This window comes from Synechococcus sp. PCC 6717 (genome assembly GCF_022698185.1).
Classification (GTDB): domain Bacteria; phylum Cyanobacteriota; class Cyanobacteriia; order Thermosynechococcales; family Thermosynechococcaceae; genus Thermosynechococcus; species Thermosynechococcus lividus.
This window is the reverse complement of the sequence record NZ_JAKLTV010000002.1, coordinates 151,230-170,026: the sequence shown is the minus strand read 5'-3', so window position 1 is coordinate 170,026 and position 18,797 is coordinate 151,230. Positions and strand designations below refer to the sequence as shown.

Below are 18,797 nucleotides of genomic sequence, written 5' to 3'. Positions count from 1 at the left end.
TCATCCCTCCACACACCTCTGCAATGGCACCGCCGTCATATCCTGTCGCTCCAGGACTTTAGCGTTCCAGAGCTAGATATTGTCCTGCAAACCGCCGCCAGCTTTCAGGAGGTACTGAATCGCCGCACCAAAAAAGTGCCAACGCTCCAAGCTAGGGTGGTTGCCAATCTCTTTTTTGAAAGCTCCACCCGCACTCGCAATAGTTTTGAACTAGCAGCCAAGCGTCTCTCTGCCGATATTCTTAACTTTGCGCCGGGAACCTCTGCCCTCAGTAAGGGGGAAACCATTCTGGATACCGCCAAGACCCTCTGGGCGATGGGGGCGGAATTCATGGTTATTCGCCACCAACAGTCGGGGGTGCCCCACACCATTGCGGCTGAAATGGATCGCCTTGGCACTCAGGTGGCGGTTCTCAATGCCGGGGATGGCCTGCACGAGCACCCCTCCCAAGCCCTTTTAGATTTATTTACCCTCTGTCAGCTTTACAGTCCTCGTCAGCCCCGCTGTGAACTTCTCCGGGGGAAAAAAATTGCCATTGTCGGAGATATTCGCCATTCCCGGGTGGCACGCTCCAACCTCTATAGCCTGACGACTGCTGGTGCCGATGTGCATCTGGCAGGGCCGCCGACCCTCTTGCCGCCTGAGTTTGCCAAGTATGGGGTCACCCTCCACTGGCAGCTAGAGCCAGCCCTCGCCAAGGCCGACATCGTGATGACCCTGCGGTTGCAGCGGGAGCGCATGGATCAGCATTTGATTCCCAGTTTGCGCGAGTATCACCAACAGTTTGGCATTACCCACGAACGGCTACGGCTGTGCCAGCCCCACGTGCGGGTTCTGCATCCGGGGCCTGTGAACCGTGGGGTAGAACTGAGTTCCGCCTTACTTGATGATGGGCACGTCAGCCTCGTGAACCAACAGGTGACCAGTGGTGTGGCGGTGCGGATGGCCTTGTTATATTTGATGGGGAGTACGCCGGACGCAGGTGGATGATTACGGTAACCTTTTTGCCCGAGAACGTATCGGTGAGTGCTGAGGCTGGGGAATCGTGGTTGACCGTGGCCGATCGCGCCGGGGTTGAGATTCCCACGGGCTGCTGTATGGGGAGTTGTGGTGCGTGCACGCTGGAGCTAGAAGATGGCGAGGAAATTCGCGCCTGTATTTCCACCCTTGCGGGCGATCGCCTCACCGTGACTGCCTCTGTTTTTAGTGACCCAACTTGGTAAGGTTCCTGCAGCTTTTCTCGCAAGGATTCTGTAGATTTTTGGTTTTTATTCACATTGTTTTATTCACATTGCTAAACCTCACTAAAAAAGAGGCGGCTCTTTTGGAACCACCTCTGAGCTACTTTTAGTCTTCAATGCGCCTAGGCATCGAAGTAAAGGGCAAACTCGTAGGGATGGGGACGCAGTGACATCGGAATCACTTCGGTGTCGAGTTTGTACTGAATCCAGTTGAGGATAAAGTCTTCGCTAAAGACCCCACCAGCGGTCAAGAAGCTATGATCCTTTTGCAGATTTTCTAGCGCTGCCATCAAAGAACCAGGGGTAGAGGGAATTTTGGCCAGCTCTTCAGGGCTGAGGTCGTAGATATCCACATCCAGCGGGCTACCAGGATCAATTTGATTTTTAATACCGTCAATCCCTGCACACAGCATGGCGGCAAAGGCTAAGTAGGGGTTACTGGTGGCATCGGGGCAGCGAAACTCTAAGCGCTTTGCTTTCGGGTTTGTGCCGGTCAGCGGAATCCGCACAGACGCGGAGCGGTTGCCTTGGGAGTAGGCTAAGTTCACCGGTGCTTCAAACCCCGGCACTAGACGCTTGTAGGAGTTAGTCGTCGGGTTGGTGAAGGCCAACAGCGCTGGGGCATGCTTAAGAATACCACCAATGTACCAAAGAGCGGTTTGGCTGAGGTTGGCATAGCCATCGCCCCAAAAGAGCGGCTGACCATCTTTCCAAATCGATTGGTGGGTGTGCATGCCGGAGCCATTGTCATTGAACACTGGCTTGGGCATGAAGGTAGCCACTTTACCGTGCTTGCGCGCCACGTTCTTGACACAATACTTATAGGTCATCAGCCAGTCTGCTGCTTGAATAAGGGTGCCAAAGCGCAGACCCAACTCGCACTGACCCCCCGTTGCCACTTCGTGGTGGTGTTTTTCAATGGGTACCCCACATTTGGCCATCGTTAAGAGCATTTCCGTACGCAAGTCTTGGAGGGTATCCGTTGGCGCAACGGGGAAATACCCTTCTTTGCCGCGGATTTTGTAGCCAAGGTTGCCACCGTCTTCTTCACGGCCAGTGTTCCAAAGACCTTCAGCGCTATCAATATAGTAGTAGCCCGATTTTTGATTTTGGTCGTAGCGAACATCATCAAAGACGAAAAACTCAGCTTCTGGCCCAAAGAATGCCGTATCGCCAATGCCAGTGGCTTTTAGGTATTCAATGGCACGGGTGGCAATGGAGCGGGGACAGCGATCGTAGAGTTCACCAGTGCGAGGGTCTTTAATAGTGCAGATCATGCTGAGGGTGGGTTCTTTCATGAAGGGATCTTCCCACGCTGTCTCAGGATCGGGCACCATCATCATGTCGGATTCGTTGATGGCTTTCCAACCGCGAATGCTGGAGCCGTCAAAGGCAACACCATCGCTAAACGAGCTTTCATTTAATTGGCTCTTGTGAACGGTCAAGTGTTGCCATGTTCCGGGCATGTCAATAAATTTCAAGTCGATTAACTCGTACTTGCTGTTGATCAAATCAAGGATTTCTTGGGGCGTTGCCATGTAAGGTTACTCCTTCTATGTTTGGGCGCACCGCAGCGACAATCTATGGTAGAAAGTTGACTTCACCGTTTTTTGTATCGCAGGCTACCAAAAAGCCTTGATTCTCGTTGCAGCATGATTCCTTACGAACGGTGGTTCCTCAATGGGACGCCGCCAAGGAAGCTTTGGGGTATAGGCGCGGCATGATTAACAGGCCAAGCCCTAAGCCAGCGATCGCGCCAAAGGGAAAGACCACCCAGTTAGAGTAGTTCCAGACACCGTAGTGTTGTAATGCCCACTCTAGGGGGTAAAACAACATTAACAGGATGGCAACTGCCCAGCCACGGCCCCCGTACTGATGCAGCCAGTACCATTCCTGAGCGGCGGGCGATCGCCCAATCCACACGCGGGTCAGCAAGACGGCCATCAACGTCCCATAACAGCGCATACACACAGCCATCGTCCAAGGGGGTGCCAACACCACGCCCATCTCTGGTTGGGGACAGACGTGGTTCCCCATGGTGTAGATAATGTGGGCAATCCGGGGTAAAAACAGAAACTGACTGGCCGCTAAGAATGGAGCCAACAACGGCCCAAGGAGTAGAGCAGCAAGAAGGGTGTCTAGCCAGAGCGAGGCGGGCGATCGCCGTCGGTTCATAAACGCTTACGCTATATTTGGTAGGGAGCACTCCATAATTTACCAAAGCTTCGATAATGTCGGCAATTCAGTGGTCTCACGCTTCTACCCTAGAGGACTTGAAGTATTCCCAACATTCTAAAATTGTCACCATTGCTCAAGGCGATAGATTGGGTTGATCTGCATCAATTCTGATCCTAGACGTAAATAAATATGACAATTTATGGTTTGGAATTTTCCGCATACACATTTGTGAGGGGATCAGTTATACACAAATAGAGAGCGAACCAGATTGGTTGGGGTCGTTAGGCAATTACCGGAGGAATATACTAAATGGTTGGCGATAATAACACAACCTTTACTGGCTGGCTGGCCAATGTTGTCAATGAAATTGGTTTAGCGTGGTGGGTCAAGGTTGAAACACAGCAGCCCCACTGCATCTACTACTTTGGGCCGTTTCTCACTCCAGCCGAAGCCGATAAGGAAAAGGACGGTTACCTTGAAGATTTGAAAGCAGAAGGTGCTGAAGGCTTTGATGTCGAAGTATTGCGGTGTCGGCCTCAGGATCTGACAATTGATGAGGAAATGGCAAAAAAGCCTCTGATGCCCCTTAGTTCTGCCGTGCCTTAAACAGCAGGGTGACCTCAGACGGCGGCGGAGTCGTTAGAGGTTATCTGGCCACGAGGGGATAGATTGCTCTGATGGTCAGCACCGTTCCTAGGAACGATCTTGTGTTGTGGGCGATCGCCTTCATCGCAGGTTGCATCCTTACCCTTGTTCAAGGGGGCTGGCTGATTGTCCTAGGCACTGGAGGCTTGTGCTGGTGGCTACGGCGACAGCGTTGGGGACGCTCCCTCTGGCTGCGGCTTCCTACCTCTCGCAGTGTGGCAATCGCCACCGTCGTTGCCCTGCTGGCCATGAGCTACCTGTGGCTGCGCACGCCTCAGCCCACAGTCACGGATATTAGCGGGGTGGTTAGGCGGTTGGCAGACCTCAACTTGCCCCCCACCGTTGCGGTGACGGGTGTTGTCCAAACCACCCCATTGCCCAACCGTGCTGGACGGCTGCGCTTTTTTATGGCGGTGGAGCAGTATCGCAATGTCAGCCAACAGGCCAGTCAGGATGCACTATTGCGGGGTCGTGCCAGTGGCCGTCTTTACGTGACGCTGCCCGGGACGATCGCCGCCGATCTCCATCCAGGTCAACGCATTGAAGTCCAAGGAACCCTCTACCGTCCCCGCCCCAGTGGCAGTCGTTTTATCCGCACCTTTAATTTTCAGCGCCAGTTGCAACTCCAGAACACCTTTGCTGGGTTAACGGGCGAAGAGCTTAGGGGGCTTGATCACGGCTCCGGTTGGGGGTTGTGGGCGATTCGGCAGCGCATTACCGCAGCGCATCGGGCAGGTTTAGGCGATCGCCATGGCTCATTAGTGTCGGCCATGGTGCTGGGGTCACGAGCGGTAGCGGTGCCCTTTGAGCTGCGGGATGCCTTTCGGCGGGTGGGGCTTTCCCATGCCTTGGCTGCATCAGGGTTCCATACGGCTATCCTCTTAACGGTAGCGTTAACCCTAGTGCGCCCGTTCCCTGAGCGTTGGCGGTACAGTTGTGGCGGTGGCGTTCTGATCCTCTTTGTGTGCCTCAGTGGCTTTGCACCGTCGGCCATTCGGGCGGGGCTGATGGGGTTAGCCAGTTTAGCGGCCTTAGCAGGCAACCAAAAGGTGCAGCCCCTAGGCGCCTTGCTAGCGATCGCCTGTGGCATGCTGCTTTATAATCCCCTTTGGATTGAGGACATTGGCTTTCAACTGAGTTTTTTAGCCACCCTTGGGCTGATTGTTAGTAGCCAACCCATTAGCGATCGCCTTGACTGGTGCCCCGGAGTCCTCCGGAATCCGCTAGCTGTTCCTTTGGCGGCGACGATTTGGGTTTTTCCCCTATCCCTAGCAATTTTTGGTGTCTTTCCCGTATATGGTCTCCTTGCCAATGTCCTCACGACCTTTCTCCTCGTCATGCTGACCGTCGGCGGTTTCATCAGTGCCCTTGGCGCGTTACTCCTGCCAACGATTGGAGCTGGCATTGCCACCGTGCTCTACTGGCCAACGGAGCTATTGGTCTGGTTCGTGCAGCACATTGGCCAATGGCCGGGCGCAACCATTGCGTTGGGCACCCTCGGCTGGGGACAAGTGGTGGTGCTGTATGCCCTGATCGTGCTGGTGTGGTGGCACCCATGGTGGCAACACCGCTGGCTTGCCGTCTTTACCGTTGGGTTAGCCCTCGTGGTACTGCCCTTCCTCATCCGCCAGCAGATGCTGTTTCAAGCCACTGTCTTAGCTACAACCCGTGTGCCGATGTTGGTCATTCAGCAACCGGCGGGGACGATCGCCCTCAATGCTGGGGACCCCCATGTTTTGACCGCATTTTTAGCCCAAGAGGGCATTAACCGAATTGATTGGGCGATTGCCAGCGATCGCCGATCCCAGAACTGGCTTGACGTTCATGCCACCACCCCCCTGCGTCGCCTCACTACCGTGGCCACGGCCAACAGCGACCCTGCCTATCAGCAAATGCTGGCAGCCCTACCCGTTGAACACCACACTTTGCTGCCCCAGCAACCGAGCCGCTTGGGGAACGTTGAGATTACAGTACAACGAGCCGATCCTGCGATTCTTCGGTTCAACCTTGGTCGCAGTGATTGGTTATTTATTAGCGATCCTGCCGCTGACCAGCACCACTGGTTGAGGGGTGCCCCTGTCGCTACCCCGGATGTTCTCTGGTGGTGGGGGCGTCGGTTTGACCTGCAACTGTTAGAGCACATTCAGCCTAAAGCGATTATTTTTAGTCAGGCACGGCTGGCACCACAGATCAGTACAGCCCTACAGCAAAAAAATATTCCCTATTTTATTGTCGGCAGGGATGGCGAGATCCGCTGGACCCCCAAAACCGCGCTAACGGCCAATCTCGATGCCAGCAATGATGGAATTTTCTAAGACCTGGTTAGGTTGAGTTTTGCCGAGGTGAGGGTGTCCTGTAACACCTGCTGAATCCGTTCCAGATCCGGGGTTTTCCCTCCCATGAGATCACCAAAATAAACGCAGGCTGCCTCTCCCAATGCCCAAGTATAGGCCGCAGCCCAGGAGGCAGCGAGCACCGACCCCACCCCAGGAACGAACTTAATCAACTGCTGACCGATCAAGCGGGCGACAAACCCACCGCCAATCGTGGTTAAAATTCCCCCAGCTTGCGATGGTGACAGCGTTTGACCGTACAGCTGCCCGAGCAGAATCACCATCACCACCTGCACTGCTACCAAGACCGGCATCGTGGCAAAGGGAAAGGGTACCGCTGAGAGGGTGCCCGCCATCACCGCAAAGGGCGCAATGTAACGCCGTCCCACTTGGCGATAGAGTGGGGCAAGGCGATCGCCAAGGTCTGAGTGCACCACCAGCTGCCGCAGCATATGAGCCTCTGCCTTGGGCAGCACAGTTTCTAGGGTTGCTGCTAAGGATTCAAACCCGTAGAACAGCGGTGTGTAGCCATCTTCCTCCAAGGTAAAGTCAATCGGAACCACGCGATCGCTAATGTCAGCAAAGCGCTCTGTTAACCCTGCGATCGCCAAGGTGAGATCAGGGAAGTCCGGCGGGTAGGGCGGATGATTCTCTTGGCTGGGTGGATATAACTCGTGCAAGCAGGTAACTGCCACTAAAAAGGGAATGTCGGGATGATGGCGTTTGAGTTCCTTGGCCACCTGATAGAGGCGATCGCTGGCAAAGTCTGTGACTTTCAGGGTTAGAATAATCACCCGTGCCCGCTGACTCTCCCGCAGGAGGTGATCCAGTTCCGCCACCACCTGCTCTGTCTGGGCTGGGGTTTCCCCTAACCCCACCGTATCGGTAAAGGTGATCAGGGGTAAATCCGCTGTCGGGTAGTGATAGCGTTGCGTCTGACGTGTATGGGGGCGAAAGCCCGAACCCACAATACTTGGGGAGGCTCCCGTCATCCCTCGCACAATTGAACTTTTACCCGATTGGGGCTTGCCAATCAGTAGAACTTCGGTCACAGGAAGCTGTTGCCGCGCTGTCGCCAACACCTCTGCCAAGGCCGTGGCATCCACCTGAAACCAGCGGGTTAGCGATCGCAGATACTGGGGGAGTGGCTTAACGTTGGCTTTCACCACGCTGATCATCACCGTAGCTGGGAGACTCGCGATAGATCGCATCCAGTTGTGCCCGGGCATCCTCCACACTCAGGGAGCGCATCACCAGTAATGGCTCATCAATGACATGGCCATGGCTATCGAGCAGTTCGGGATGGCTAACGGTTCGCCCCCGCGGGGCGGCAGACTGTCGCTGCGATTCAATCCCTAAGGTCAACAAACTCCGAATAAGGTTGGCCATTGCCAATAGTGCCAGTACCGTAAAGGCAACAATGTAAAGCAACTGCAACATGAAAAGAGCACCTCCGAGCCAAGAGTTTAAGACAATAAAAGACGTTTAAGTGTGACAACCGTTGGATTTGGATAGGCGATAGTGGTGGGCAACCTGCCAGCACTCCATCAACAGCGTATGCCATTGCATTAATACATGCGTATCCACGCCAACCTGCCCTTCTGTTGCTCGAAATAGACTTTGGGTCGCAACCACATCATTTAGGGCGGCATCCACTCGACTCAACAGGGCTTGCTGGTCAGCAACCTCTAAAAACGGCATGACCTCCGTCCGCAACAGGGATTGAGCACGGCTAAACCAGTCTTGGAAATCGTCAAGCAACGGTTCCAGTAACACCTTGAGGAGTTGGGGTTCAGGTAAATTGGAGTGCAACATAGGGCAATGGGGACAACCTTACTTCTATCTTAAATCTTAATCTCGTTTACATATTGTTACAATTTGTTCAGGGAATTTGTCGCCATGGCGCCAAGCTGGTCATTGCCAACACTGAGGGAAATTGGCTGTAGTACCCTAGATCAAGGAGTCAACGCTTATGTTGTTGATTCTTCGGCCTAGGGTGGCAATGCTGCAAATCGACTCGTCTATCTAGCTATAGTTGCATGGGGTTGGCATGGATATCCGCGATTTTTTTGCTCAGAGTGCTGGTCGTTGGTTTTCCCAGCGCACAAGTCATCATCTTGCCTTTAAGCAAACTGAGTCGGGCAAGTCTCAACTAACGATTGATTTACTGAGTGTCGATGATCCGGCGGTGATTGCCCTGTGCCAGCAGTACGAAATGGATCCGCAATGGGCCATTTGTGGGGCGCGGGTTAGTTGGGATGGCACGATGGAATGGGATGCTGAAAAGCACGAGGGATCAACGGTGCTTGTACCGATTATGGGGGACGGATCAACCCACGAAGGCAAGTTGCTGCGGGAGATGGGCTATGCCGAGAAAGCACCAGTGGCGGGTCGCTTTAGTATGGGCAGTGATGGTGCGCTCACGCTGATTACAGAGTACGAAACCATGTACTCGGAAGAGCGGTTGTGGTTTGCCAGCCCCAATCTGCGACTGCGCACCAGTATTTTGAAGCGCTTTGGCGGCTTTAGTATGGCCTCCTTTTGTTCTGAAATTCGTTTGGGGGTGACCCAACCCGCCCAGTCATGATGCTGTTTTTGCACACAGCAATCAATGTGACTGACCTTGATCGTGCCGCTGCCTTTTATGAGGGGCTGCTCGGGTTACACCGAGTCGATCGCCCCCTGACATTTCCGGGGTTGTGGTACCAAGTGGGTGCGGTGCAAATTCACCTCATCCAAGCACCCCATGTGACCAATCGGCTCCAAGATGGCGATCGCTGGGGACGGAACCCTCACCTTGCTTTGGGGGTTACCAATTTAGATGCTCTGAAGGCAACCCTCACGGAGGCGGGTATTCCTGTGCAAGCCAGCGCTTCAGGTCGCGCGGCCATTTTTGTGCAGGATCCCGATGGCAACCTCATTGAACTCAGCCAAATACCAGCAGATGGCGACACAGGAAAATCCACAGGGGCAGCACCGCAATAAAGCTTAGGGTACTCAGGGCAATGGCTGCCGGTGGTAGCTCTGCATTTAGCTCATACTCTTCTGCAAGGATCAATGCGGCAAAGGCGGTGGGGGTACTCGTCATGATGGCGATCGCCAGCAGGGGATCGCCCCGCAGCCCCAGACCATAGACAATCGCTAACATCGGCAGGGGCAAGATCAACGTTTTAACCAAGGCTGGGATGATCGCCATCCTAAAACTGTGCCACCCCGGCAGCCGACTTAAACGGATCCCCGTCAGGACAAAGGCTAGGGGAATCACGCCGCGAATATCCAGTTGCAGTATGAACTCAACCCCTGGGGGAAACAGCATCCCATGGGTGGCAAATCCAGCCATCGCTGCCCAGAGGGTGGGTACTGTGGGGAGGACAGCCAAGGCGTGCCACCAAGATTGGGAGTGCGTTTTACCGTAGTACTGTCCCAGAAACGACCCCAGACCATAGGTACCAATGGCATTTTGGGTAATAGCATAAAAGGTGGCCCAGCGCAGATCCGCCGCTGCCAGTAGGGGAATGGCCACGCCTAACCCCACAAAGCCCGTATTCCCAAGGATGCAAGAAATGAGGTAGCTGCCCTGAAAGCGCCGGGCTTCAGCCACAGGCAAGGCTGTAGTTAAAGTTGGCGGTGTGTACTGGAGCCATTGGGGCAGAAAATAGCGTTCTTGCCAAGGGTAACAGACCTGGGCTACAACATAGCCCACCACCAACGTCAAAAAGGCAAAGACGGGCGACAGCCAAATGAGACCCGTAAAGTCAGTGTGGTGCACAAGGGCAAAGATTTGTAGCGGTACCCCCACCCAGTAAAGGCCACGACCCAACCACTGGGGGATGACTGCCGGTAGCCACCGTCCCAGTACCAAACCAAGGCTAGTCCAGAGGATCAAGGGGCTGGTCGCAGTGATTGCATCCGCCATGGCGATCGCCGCTAAAGTTGCTTTTGAACACTATTGAACACTGTAGTTTGTTAGAGGCATCTTAGCCTGCGGGGAGACGCTCCTCAGCGCACCCCCAAGAGTTGTTTGCCCGTCGCACACAGATCCACTAGCTCACAGCCCTCACAATGGGGCTGGCGCGCTTGGCACACTGCACGACCATGATAGATCAGGCGAATAGACCAATTCTCCCAATCAGGCTGGGGCACTAAGCGCATGAGATCGCGCTCAATTTTCACCGGGTCTGTTTCTGTGGTTAGCCCAAACCGCTGACTGAGGCGTTTGACATGGGTGTCCACCGTTACCCCACCTAAAATACMAAAGCCGTGAGCCAGTACCACATTAGCAGTTTTGCGAGCCACTCCCGGTAGTGAGAGTAGATCCTCCATCACCTTAGGCACCTGTCCGCCATACACCTCCACAATCCGCCGACACGCCCCTTGAATATGCCGCGCTTTATTGCGATAGAAGCCGGTGGATTTGATATAGTGCTCTAGCTCTGCCACATCGGCATTAGCAAAAGCCACTGCATCCGGAAAGCGCTCAAATAAGGCCGGTGTGACTTGGTTCACCCGCTCATCGGTACACTGGGCTGAGAGGATAGTGGCTACCAGTAACTGCACAGGAGTCTCGAACTTGAGACTACAGGTGGCATCTGGATAAAGACGCTTGAGGCGGGTGAGAATTTCCAAAGCTCGTTGTTGTTTAGCACAAAGGCGGCGGGTAATAGCCATCAGGACAACGATTCATCACTAATCAACTAATAATCACTAAAAGAGTTGCTGTACCCAAGCTAGTCCGGTCAGGTTCACCGTATCACGGACAATCAGTACCATCCCTAGCCCCAGCAGTAAGACCAGGCCAGTTTGCATCACCCCTTCCTGAATGCGATTGGGCAACGGCCGACCGCGCAGGGCTTCGATGAGTAAAAATAACAGTTGGCCACCATCCAGAGCCGGTAGGGGCAAGATGTTAATAATGGCAAGGTTAATGCTGATCAGCGCGGTAAAGGTAAACAACTGCTCGGCATTGGAGCGGGCAATGTCAGCCCCCATCGCCACGATCGCCACTGGCCCAGACACCTGCTGCGCTGCTTGATCAAAGTTCTGAAACAGTTCACGAAACCCATCGAAGGTGAGGAGAATAACGTTTTGGAATTCTGCGGCGGCGGCGGTGGCCAAAGTGATAGGGTTCCATGTTCGCTCTCGACGCACCTCAACATGGGGAGCAAGTTGTACCCCAATACGGGCTTGGCCGTCGCTGTTAACTTCAGGAATTAGAGTGACTTGCTGAACCGTTCCTTGGCGCTGAATCTCAAGGGTGAGGGGTTGGTTCGGGTGCTGCTGAATAGCTTTCATCAGAGTGGGCAGGCTACTGGCACTGGCGGTTAAGGGTTTTCCCTCCACCGAAATGATCAGATCGCCGGGCTGAATGCCTGCCTTGGTGGCCACCAAACTACTTTCAGGCACAAGGGCAGGAACTAACACTCCATCGTAGTAGGTGGCATGGCTGACCCCAAGCACCCCCATCTGAACGAGGAATAGCAGATAGGCAAACAGAAGGTTAGCAATCACCCCCGCGCTGATGACAATGGCTCGATCCAGAATGGGTCGGTTACTGAGAAGGTTAGGGTCGCTGGCGGGAACGGCACTGTTGGGATCGTCGTCAGGAAACCCCACATACCCCCCCAAAGGAATGAGTCGCAGGGCGTACTCTGTTTGCGCCCCTTGGTACTTCCAGAGGATGGGGCCAAAGCCAATGGAAAAGCGATTGACGTAAATTCCTTGGCTGCGGGCTGCTAGAAAATGCCCCAACTCATGAACGAAAATTAAGATTCCGAGGATGGCGATCGCCACCGCTACTGCAACCATCGACATGGACTGAACCCAATGCTACGCTTTGACAGGTACGCTTCTTTCCCATTGTGGCACTTGTGCCCCCCGTGTGCCGTGGGTATTTACCCCTGCTATGCATAATTTTCTCAGTTTGTACGATATATTGCAAAAATGCAACAAAGTGGGATGATAAGTAATTATTCTTAGCTGTTGCCCCTTGAGGACACTTAATACACACGCCTTATGGCCTGTTTCAGTGCAGAAATCAACTAAGAGTGCTAGGGTTACGCCTTCTCGAGCCTTGGTTTCGTGCTGGAAGAGGCATCGATTAAACAATCTGACGTTAAGCTTAGAGGGAATTTTCAACAATGTCGTTATTTGACTGGTTTGCAAATCGCCGTAAAGAAACTGCCCTTACCCCCATGCACCAAGAACGAGAAATTGCCGATGGCCTGTGGACAAAGTGCGAAGCCTGCGGGGTGATGATCTATAGCAAAGACCTCCATAGCCATCAGTTAGTTTGTCCTGAGTGTGGTCATCATCACCGGGTTAGCAGCCACGAGCGCATCCAACAACTGATTGATGCTCAAACGTGGCGACCCCTCGATGAGCAGTTGGTGAGTTGTGATCCCCTCCAGTTCAAAGATCGCAAGCCCTATAGCGATCGCCTGCGAGAATACCAAGAAAAAACCGGTCTGAAGGATGCGGTGCAAACCGGGTTAGGGCAGCTCAACGGCCTACCTGTGGCTCTTGGGGTCATGGATTTTGCCTTTATGGGTGGCAGCATGGGTAGCGTAGTGGGGGAAAAAATCACCCGCCTGATTGAGCGAGCCACGTGGGAGCACATTCCTCTCGTGCTCATCTGTGCATCCGGGGGAGCGCGGATGCAGGAAGGCATGCTCAGCCTTGTGCAAATGGCCAAAACCGCCGCTGCTCTCGAGCGCCATCGCGCCGCTGGCTTACTTTACATTCCAGTGTTAACCCATCCAACCGCTGGGGGGGTCACCGCTAGCTTTGCCATGCTGGGGGATATTATCCTAGCTGAGCCAAAAGCCACCATTGCCTTTGCTGGACGGCGCGTCATTGAACAAACTCTGCGGGAGAAATTACCCGATGACTTCCAAACGGCAGAATTCGTGCAAAAGTGTGGCTTTGTGGATGCGATTGTGCCCCGCACCGAGCTAAAAGAGACCTTAGCGCAGCTCATCCGCCTGCATCAACCCACCACACCAACCCCTGTGCCGTCAAGTTTTTTGGCAACCTCATTTTCCCTTAGCTGAGGGGATTTGGGGGTAGATCAGCCCTGCACTCTAACCGAGTTGTGTTTCCTCACCAAGGTTGAGGGACGGGAGTCGGTTAATTAGAGTCTCTGAGGACTAGGGCAGTGGCAGCTCTCCTAGAGCGTACTGGCTAAACTGTGATGCTTCGAGGGCGATCGCTATACAATAGGCTTACTCCTGAGCGCTATTGCTCAATCATCTGCCCTCAGGAGTACCCACACTGTCCCTCCTGCTCTACAGTCTGTAATGCACACCACTGAAACCGATAAAGACCTCAAGCTCTGGTGGGGTGTTCTCTATCCGGCTTACAATGACCATCCAATTTTGGCAGTTGCCACTCCGGAGGTGGAGGGCACAGTCTTTGAGCAGGATACCAACCCACCGAACGCTGCGGCTTATTTTGACCCCCAGCATCGCTACCAGCGGTGGAACAGTCGTTATGCCTACGATTTGCCGCAACTCGTGCAGGATTTGCAACCCCATGAGAGCACCCTGCTGGCTGAGTTACACGCCTCGCCCCATCTGTGGGCCGATGGACTCGATCTAGCGCAGCCGGAGCGTGTTATTGCCCAGCTACAGGCCGCCTACCCCGGTCTCAGTGGGGTGGCGATCGCCTACTTAGTGCTCAATCTTGCCTGCCCTGAGTCAGTGCCAGCCATTCATGATGCTTGGCTAGATACCGTTGCAACAGCTAATTTCCCGGCGCATCAATGCCACGGTGTTATTCTGGACTACAACCACGCCGCCCGCCCCCTCAAAGATGTATGGGAAGACGACAGCATCCCCGACGAGCGTATTTTTGCCTATCTTGAAGACATGCTTAGCCTCTGGCAACTGCTAGAGCCATGGCATAGTCATTTTTCGCTTTTAACAATTAAAAACTTGGCCGTCAACCCTGATCAAAGCCTACGGTTACACCAGCTTGACTTCACGCCTCCCCTTGTCGAGAGCTTTCGCCCTCTTGCTCAACGGCCAACCCTTGTCACTATCTGGCAGCAACTGTTTGAAAACACCTCAGTGCGCCGGCAGTCGGTCTTCATGCCGTTGTTGGTATCCCTGAGTACCGCTCCCATTGAAACCATCAGGGAGATACAAATGCTCCTAGACTCATTAGCAGAAACGCTGCGCACCGAACCCCTGTTAGTGCTTAATGAAGCGGATGAGGCGGGTGAGAGCACGGATGATTTGATTGCTGCGCTCCCTAAACTGCCCTTGCCAGATGATAACGACCATACCGCCATTGATGATGCGCCCACGGCACTGCTACCCCGCCAACTGGTTCAAGTAGAGGTTGCGGCCCAAACCGATACCGGACGTGATCGCCACCATAATGAAGACGTGTATTTAATGAATCACCGCCAGCAGTTGCGGGTCACCCCCAACGGCCAGCAATTAAATATGCAAGGCGTATTTATCCTGTGTGATGGTATGGGGGGGCACGCCGAAGGGGAAGTTGCTAGCTCCCTTGCAGCTAAAACGGTGTATGACTATTTTGAAGAAACGTGGCCATGGCAGGGAGACCTACCCAGCGCCGACGAGGTGCGAAAGGCTATTTATCGTGCAAATGAAGCCATTTTTGAAACCAACGAGCAAAAGGCAAAAACCGGCAGTGGCCGCATGGGAACCACACTGGTTATGGCGCTGGTGGATAACTATCATCTGCGCTTAGGGTATGTGGGCGATAGCCGTATCTATCGCTTTACCAAACGCCAAGGCTTAGAGCAGCTCACCGTTGATCATGAAGTGGGTCAGCGCCTCATTCAGCAGGGCGTAGAGCCAGAGATTGCCTACGCTCGCCCCGATGCCTACCAGCTGACCCAAGCCCTTGGCCCACGCAATAATCAATCCGTTGCCCCTGAGGTTATGGATATTACCATTGATGAAGATACCTTAGTTTTATTGTGCTCCGATGGTCTCTCGGATAATCGCTGCCTCGAAACCCATATCATTAGCCATATCCTGCCCATGCTAGACTTTAGCGTGCCCCTCAGCCAAACCCTCCATAAACTCATTGAGATGGGCAACGAAGTCAACGGCCACGATAACCTGACGGCGATCGCCTTGCGCTTCAAACTGCGTTCTGCCTTAAGCTGCCTCTTCTAAACACAGAGGGATAGCTTGGTAGCCCCGTACTAAAGTACGGGGAGGAAAAGCTACCTAGCAACTTTAGTTGCTCTGTGCTAATCTATACTTAATCGCCATCCTTGGTGAAAAACCCAATCGGCGACAGTTGTTACAAGTAAGCAGAACTTTGGGGCTTTGCCTCAAGGAACTGTGTAGGGGCGGTTTGCTCACGCCTTTACGAGTTCGTTTGTGGACTACGTAAGAATCCCCCACCTTTAGGTGGTGGGAGTGTCAATCCTTCGCTCAATCGTAATGCATGCAGGGAACTCATCATCGGGTTCCCTTTTTTGTGGTTCTGACATCCTCCCCCTGCCTAAAGGCGGAGGATGCCTCTTTCATCCAGTCAACTTGTCAGCATTGCTGATTGAATAAATCCTTCTAATTAAGACACCGCCACCTCGCGTAGCAGGTGGAGGAGTATTCATTCTCTAATGCTTTCAAACTTGGCTTACTAACGATCGCCACTGAACTCCTTAATTGAGGAACGTCTTGATGATCCTAAAGGTCAAGTTGATTCGCGGTGCGACGTTCCTTGACGTCTTTAGGGCTGGGAAGGCTCTGCTTGAATTTCTTCAACATTGGAGACTTGAAGAATTAAGCGAAATCGTTGATTCATGCGCCGCTCGATAAAGTCCTCCATCAAGGCAACTTGGGTGGGGGTAACTGGCTCACGGGCACGTACATTTACGCGAATAACGGGAGGATCGCTCACCCAACTTGTGTCCATACTGAGAAGGTCGAGGGTGCGAAAGGTAATGGTTCCCCCGACTAACACTTGTCGTACCTGCTGTTGTAGGCGCACCTGTTGCAATAACCGACTAAAGCTCACAGCCAAGGGAATGACTAACAATCCTGTAAGGGCAAAGGCGATGGCCAGTGCACGCCGACCTTGATGGAGAGGAATATAGCCAACAATGACAAAAACCACCATACAGGCTAGGGTGATGCCTAGGAGGTTGGTGAGGTACAACAGGGTTGCGCCAATGCTCAGACTGGTGTTGAGTTGGGCTAAGCCTAGGCCAATGGTACAGACGGGGGGCATGAGGGCAACGGCGATCGCGGTTCCGGCCAAGGTATTTGAGACTTGCGGTTCGGCAATGGCATAGGCACTGACGGCTCCGGCAGAAACGGCAATTCCCAAGTCCAGCAAATTGGGCTGCGATCGCGCCATAATTTCACTGCCATAGATTTCTAGCCCTACAGCCAGACCGATGAGCCATGACATACCAATAGCGATAAAAGTGCCAACGGCCAGTGCGAGGGTGGCTTCGCGAAACATTTTAATGTCGCCCATGAGAGCCGCTAGGGCTACGCCGCGAATGGGCAGCATGAGTGGTGCAATGACCATGGCTCMAATAATCACCGCCGCACTATTAGAGAGCAGACCAAAGGTGGCGATCGTGCAGGAGCTAACAATTAGCACCAAATAGGGAACATTGATATGGGATTCGCCATACAACTGCTGTACTAAGAAATTGAGGCTTTCATCGGTACGACGGGTGTAGCGGAAGGCTTGTACCTGATGAAACCAATGGGTCAATCGCTCTTTCATGGCCACCAGTCTCCCCACCTTAGCAGTGAAATAGATCAATGTTACAGGATGTGCCACTGGTTGAAGGTTGCTGCCTGCCCAATCGGCTGACCTGTTTCGTCAATAATGTTCCAAATCCACGCATTCTTGATCTGAAAGCGCCGACCGGAGCGGGAGATACGGATACCGCTGTAGTTGTTGGCGTAGCCTTGGGCTGCGGCTTGAGCGAGTAGAGCCGCCCGCGCCGCTTGCGCCATGGGTTCTGCCGTGAGTCGCGAGGGCATTTGCACTAACTCTGACCATGACAGTTCCCACAGGGTTAAGGCCGCTTGGTTACCGTAGTTGAGGATAGGATCCGCTTGATTCCCGTGGGAGAGCACGGGATATGACCAGTGGAACAACTCATAGGCGAGGTCAAGATCATTTTGGGGGGTCTGAGGCAGGAGCGATCGCCCCGTCCAATGCTGAAAGCTAGCGCACAAGCGCCGTGCATGCCGTACAGCCGCCGCCTCGAACCACGGTTCCATTGACTTAGGCGGTGCTCAACACACGGCTAGCGGCAGCCACCCCAGCCCCAGGGGTAAAGTTAGTGTAGCCTAACTCTGCGAGCACTGCTTCGAGGGCACTCACCGCTGCCAGAATGTCGCGATCGCCCACAAACCCCAAGTGGCCAATCCGGAAAATTTGCCCCTTGAGGTGATCCTGTCCGCCTGCGAGGGCAATATCAAAGCGTTTTTTCATAAGGCTGCGAATGTTTTCGGCCTCAACGCCTTGGGGGGCAACCGCCGTAATAGCAGGGCTAGCACAGCTATCGGCAGCGTAAAGGGGCAAGTTTAAGGCCTTCATTGCCGCTCGAGTAGCCTGCATTAACCGCTGATGACGTTGAAAGATGGCTTCTAACCCTTCCGCTTGCATCATTTCTAGAGCTGTCTTTAGGGCAAAAAAGAGGTTGACAGGAGGCGTGAAGGGAGTCGTGTGCTTTGCTGCATCTTTGCGATACTTGCCCAAATCTAGGTAAAACTTTGGCAAGGTTGCTGTTTTGTATGCCTCCCACGCCTTCGGGCTGACACTCACAAACGCCAGCCCCGGCGGAATCATGTAGCCCTTCTGCGACCCAGAGCCAACGACATCTAACCCCCATTCATCAATGGGGACGCTCACGGCTCCCAAGCTGGTTACGGCGTCAACAATGATCAGCGCTTGGCCATGGGCTTTTACATGGCGGTTAATAGCCTCAAGATCGTTGATTACCCCAGTAGAGGTCTCACTGTGGGTGACAATCACCGCTTTGATGGTTTTGGCGGTGTCCGCCTCAAGCACAGCCTTGAAGTCATCGGGGTTCAGGGGCTGCCCCCACGGGGCACTAATGCGCTCAGTGGTTAAGCCGTAGGCATCACACACCTCCCCCCAGCGATCGCCAAACTTACCGTTGCATCCGACAACAACGCGATCGCCAGCACTGAGGAAATTAATGATTCCCGCCTCCATTGCCCCAGTGCCGCTAGCCGCTAGAATAAGCACCTCATTTTGAGTTTGGTGCAGCCACTTTAACCCAGCCGTCACCGCCGCCATGATTTGGCTAAACTCACCGCTGCGATGACCGATGGGGTGCTTACCAAGGGACAAAAGAACCGATTCCGGCACAGGAGTCGGCCCCGGAATCATTAACATTGCTTTATCTTGCATGTTGAGTTGC

Annotated in this window: 19 protein-coding genes; 8 read left to right on the top strand and 11 right to left on the bottom strand. The window is 53.8% G+C overall.

What is annotated here, in order from left to right; translation table 11 throughout:
• Nucleotides 1-18: 18 nt before the first annotated feature.
• Both L5470_RS03380 and L5470_RS03375 read left to right on the top strand, forming a co-directional pair.
• Nucleotides 19-990, top strand: a complete 972-nt coding sequence (locus tag L5470_RS03380) for an aspartate carbamoyltransferase catalytic subunit (protein ID WP_499498335.1) — start codon at nt 19-21, stop codon at nt 988-990.
• The gene (locus L5470_RS03375) at nt 987-1,223 is read left to right on the top strand and encodes a 2Fe-2S iron-sulfur cluster-binding protein (protein ID WP_099798232.1); all 237 of its coding nucleotides are present in this window, start codon (nt 987-989) and stop codon (nt 1,221-1,223) included. The genes L5470_RS03380 and L5470_RS03375 overlap by 4 nt, the downstream gene beginning before the upstream one ends.
• A gap of 140 nt (nt 1,224-1,363) precedes the next feature.
• Here the strand turns inward: L5470_RS03375 and glnA are convergent, their stop codons facing one another.
• Nucleotides 1,364-2,779 carry a type I glutamate--ammonia ligase gene (gene glnA / locus L5470_RS03370; RefSeq protein ID WP_099798231.1) on the bottom strand — a complete coding sequence of 472 codons (1,416 nt, stop codon included), beginning with the start codon at nt 2,777-2,779 and terminating at the stop codon, nt 1,364-1,366.
• A 139-nt stretch (nt 2,780-2,918) separates the two neighbouring features.
• The gene (locus L5470_RS03365; protein WP_499498152.1) at nt 2,919-3,416 is read right to left on the bottom strand and encodes a DUF2085 domain-containing protein; all 498 of its coding nucleotides are present in this window, start codon (nt 3,414-3,416) and stop codon (nt 2,919-2,921) included.
• 312 nt (nt 3,417-3,728) lie between these two features.
• Between L5470_RS03365 and L5470_RS03360 the strand changes: the two genes are divergently transcribed.
• Together L5470_RS03360 and L5470_RS03355 are read left to right on the top strand one after the other, a co-directional pair.
• Nucleotides 3,729-4,025, top strand: a complete 297-nt coding sequence (locus tag L5470_RS03360) for a DUF1816 domain-containing protein (RefSeq protein WP_099798229.1) — start codon at nt 3,729-3,731, stop codon at nt 4,023-4,025.
• A 71-nt stretch (nt 4,026-4,096) separates the two neighbouring features.
• Nucleotides 4,097-6,379, top strand: a complete 2,283-nt coding sequence (locus tag L5470_RS03355; RefSeq protein WP_499498150.1) for a ComEC/Rec2 family competence protein — start codon at nt 4,097-4,099, stop codon at nt 6,377-6,379.
• Here L5470_RS03355 and L5470_RS03350 read toward each other — a convergent pair.
• The 3 genes from L5470_RS03350 to L5470_RS03340 are packed head-to-tail and all read right to left on the bottom strand — an operon-like array spanning nt 6,376 to nt 8,212.
• Nucleotides 6,376-7,563 (bottom strand): GTPase family protein, encoded by a 1,188-nt coding sequence (locus L5470_RS03350; RefSeq protein ID WP_499498148.1) that lies wholly within the window; start codon nt 7,561-7,563, stop codon nt 6,376-6,378. The genes L5470_RS03355 and L5470_RS03350 overlap by 4 nt on opposite strands.
• Nucleotides 7,547-7,837 carry a DUF2973 domain-containing protein gene (locus L5470_RS03345; RefSeq protein WP_099798226.1) on the bottom strand — a complete coding sequence of 97 codons (291 nt, stop codon included), beginning with the start codon at nt 7,835-7,837 and terminating at the stop codon, nt 7,547-7,549. Before L5470_RS03345 ends, L5470_RS03350 begins: the two co-directional genes overlap by 17 nt.
• A 45-nt stretch (nt 7,838-7,882) precedes the next feature.
• Nucleotides 7,883-8,212 carry a DUF2605 domain-containing protein gene (locus L5470_RS03340; RefSeq protein WP_099798225.1) on the bottom strand — a complete coding sequence of 110 codons (330 nt, stop codon included), beginning with the start codon at nt 8,210-8,212 and terminating at the stop codon, nt 7,883-7,885.
• 235 nt (nt 8,213-8,447) lie between these two features.
• Between L5470_RS03340 and L5470_RS03335 the strand changes: the two genes are divergently transcribed.
• Both L5470_RS03335 and L5470_RS03330 read left to right on the top strand, forming a co-directional pair.
• Nucleotides 8,448-8,984, top strand: a complete 537-nt coding sequence (locus tag L5470_RS03335) for a phycobiliprotein lyase (protein ID WP_448513711.1) — start codon at nt 8,448-8,450, stop codon at nt 8,982-8,984.
• Nucleotides 8,981-9,382, top strand: a complete 402-nt coding sequence (locus tag L5470_RS03330; protein WP_499498146.1) for a VOC family protein — start codon at nt 8,981-8,983, stop codon at nt 9,380-9,382. Before L5470_RS03335 ends, L5470_RS03330 begins: the two co-directional genes overlap by 4 nt.
• On the opposite strand, the gene L5470_RS03325 is transcribed toward L5470_RS03330, so the two are convergent.
• From L5470_RS03325 to rseP, 3 genes are all read right to left on the bottom strand, one after another.
• The gene (locus L5470_RS03325) at nt 9,324-10,313 is read right to left on the bottom strand and encodes an AEC family transporter (RefSeq protein ID WP_499498145.1); all 990 of its coding nucleotides are present in this window, start codon (nt 10,311-10,313) and stop codon (nt 9,324-9,326) included. The genes L5470_RS03330 and L5470_RS03325 overlap by 59 nt on opposite strands.
• 83 nt (nt 10,314-10,396) lie before the next feature.
• Complete coding sequence (gene nth / locus L5470_RS03320) at nt 10,397-11,068, bottom strand: endonuclease III (RefSeq protein ID WP_499498333.1); 672 nt, start codon at nt 11,066-11,068, stop codon at nt 10,397-10,399.
• A 33-nt stretch (nt 11,069-11,101) separates the two neighbouring features.
• Complete coding sequence (gene rseP / locus L5470_RS03315; RefSeq protein WP_499498143.1) at nt 11,102-12,208, bottom strand: RIP metalloprotease RseP; 1,107 nt, start codon at nt 12,206-12,208, stop codon at nt 11,102-11,104.
• Between the two features lie 326 nt (nt 12,209-12,534).
• Here rseP and accD point away from each other — a divergent pair, with 326 nt between their 5' ends.
• On the top strand, nt 12,535-13,446 hold the full coding sequence (gene accD / locus L5470_RS03310; RefSeq protein WP_099798221.1) for an acetyl-CoA carboxylase, carboxyltransferase subunit beta: 912 nt from the start codon (nt 12,535-12,537) through the stop codon (nt 13,444-13,446).
• A gap of 246 nt (nt 13,447-13,692) precedes the next feature.
• Entirely contained in the window at nt 13,693-15,549 is a 1,857-nt protein-coding gene (locus L5470_RS03305; RefSeq protein WP_499498141.1) for a serine/threonine phosphatase, read from the top strand.
• A gap of 562 nt (nt 15,550-16,111) precedes the next feature.
• On the opposite strand, the gene L5470_RS03300 is transcribed toward L5470_RS03305, so the two are convergent.
• From L5470_RS03300 to L5470_RS03290, 3 genes are read right to left on the bottom strand one after another with little or no spacing between them, the layout of a single operon-like run.
• Entirely contained in the window at nt 16,112-17,122 is a 1,011-nt protein-coding gene (locus L5470_RS03300; protein WP_499498139.1) for a DUF389 domain-containing protein, read from the bottom strand.
• 41 nt (nt 17,123-17,163) lie between these two features.
• Nucleotides 17,164-17,628, bottom strand: coding sequence for an MEKHLA domain-containing protein (locus L5470_RS03295; RefSeq protein WP_499498137.1), 465 nt, complete (start codon nt 17,626-17,628; stop codon nt 17,164-17,166).
• A gap of 4 nt (nt 17,629-17,632) precedes the next feature.
• Complete coding sequence (locus L5470_RS03290) at nt 17,633-18,787, bottom strand: pyridoxal-phosphate-dependent aminotransferase family protein (protein ID WP_099799051.1); 1,155 nt, start codon at nt 18,785-18,787, stop codon at nt 17,633-17,635.
• Nucleotides 18,788-18,797: the final 10 nt, after the last annotated feature.

Excerpts from the sequence above, each read along its gene's own strand:
- L5470_RS03375 (WP_099798232.1), top strand. The coding sequence starts at position 987 with ATGATTACGGTAACCTTTTTGCCCGAGAACGTATCGGTGAGTGCTGAG.
- glnA (WP_099798231.1), bottom strand. The coding sequence starts at position 2,779 with ATGGCAACGCCCCAAGAAATCCTTGATTTGATCAACAGCAAGTACGAG.
- L5470_RS03365 (WP_499498152.1), bottom strand. The coding sequence starts at position 3,416 with ATGAACCGACGGCGATCGCCCGCCTCGCTCTGGCTAGACACCCTTCTT.
- L5470_RS03360 (WP_099798229.1), top strand. The coding sequence starts at position 3,729 with ATGGTTGGCGATAATAACACAACCTTTACTGGCTGGCTGGCCAATGTT.
- L5470_RS03355 (WP_499498150.1), top strand. The coding sequence starts at position 4,097 with ATGGTCAGCACCGTTCCTAGGAACGATCTTGTGTTGTGGGCGATCGCC.
- L5470_RS03345 (WP_099798226.1), bottom strand. The coding sequence starts at position 7,837 with ATGTTGCAGTTGCTTTACATTGTTGCCTTTACGGTACTGGCACTATTG.
- L5470_RS03340 (WP_099798225.1), bottom strand. The coding sequence starts at position 8,212 with ATGTTGCACTCCAATTTACCTGAACCCCAACTCCTCAAGGTGTTACTG.
- L5470_RS03335 (WP_448513711.1), top strand. The coding sequence starts at position 8,448 with ATGGATATCCGCGATTTTTTTGCTCAGAGTGCTGGTCGTTGGTTTTCC.
- L5470_RS03330 (WP_499498146.1), top strand. The coding sequence starts at position 8,981 with ATGATGCTGTTTTTGCACACAGCAATCAATGTGACTGACCTTGATCGT.
- L5470_RS03325 (WP_499498145.1), bottom strand. The coding sequence starts at position 10,313 with ATGGCGGATGCAATCACTGCGACCAGCCCCTTGATCCTCTGGACTAGC.
- rseP (WP_499498143.1), bottom strand. The coding sequence starts at position 12,208 with ATGTCGATGGTTGCAGTAGCGGTGGCGATCGCCATCCTCGGAATCTTA.
- accD (WP_099798221.1), top strand. The coding sequence starts at position 12,535 with ATGTCGTTATTTGACTGGTTTGCAAATCGCCGTAAAGAAACTGCCCTT.
- L5470_RS03305 (WP_499498141.1), top strand. The coding sequence starts at position 13,693 with ATGCACACCACTGAAACCGATAAAGACCTCAAGCTCTGGTGGGGTGTT.
- L5470_RS03295 (WP_499498137.1), bottom strand. The coding sequence starts at position 17,628 with ATGGAACCGTGGTTCGAGGCGGCGGCTGTACGGCATGCACGGCGCTTG.
- L5470_RS03290 (WP_099799051.1), bottom strand. The coding sequence starts at position 18,787 with ATGCAAGATAAAGCAATGTTAATGATTCCGGGGCCGACTCCTGTGCCG.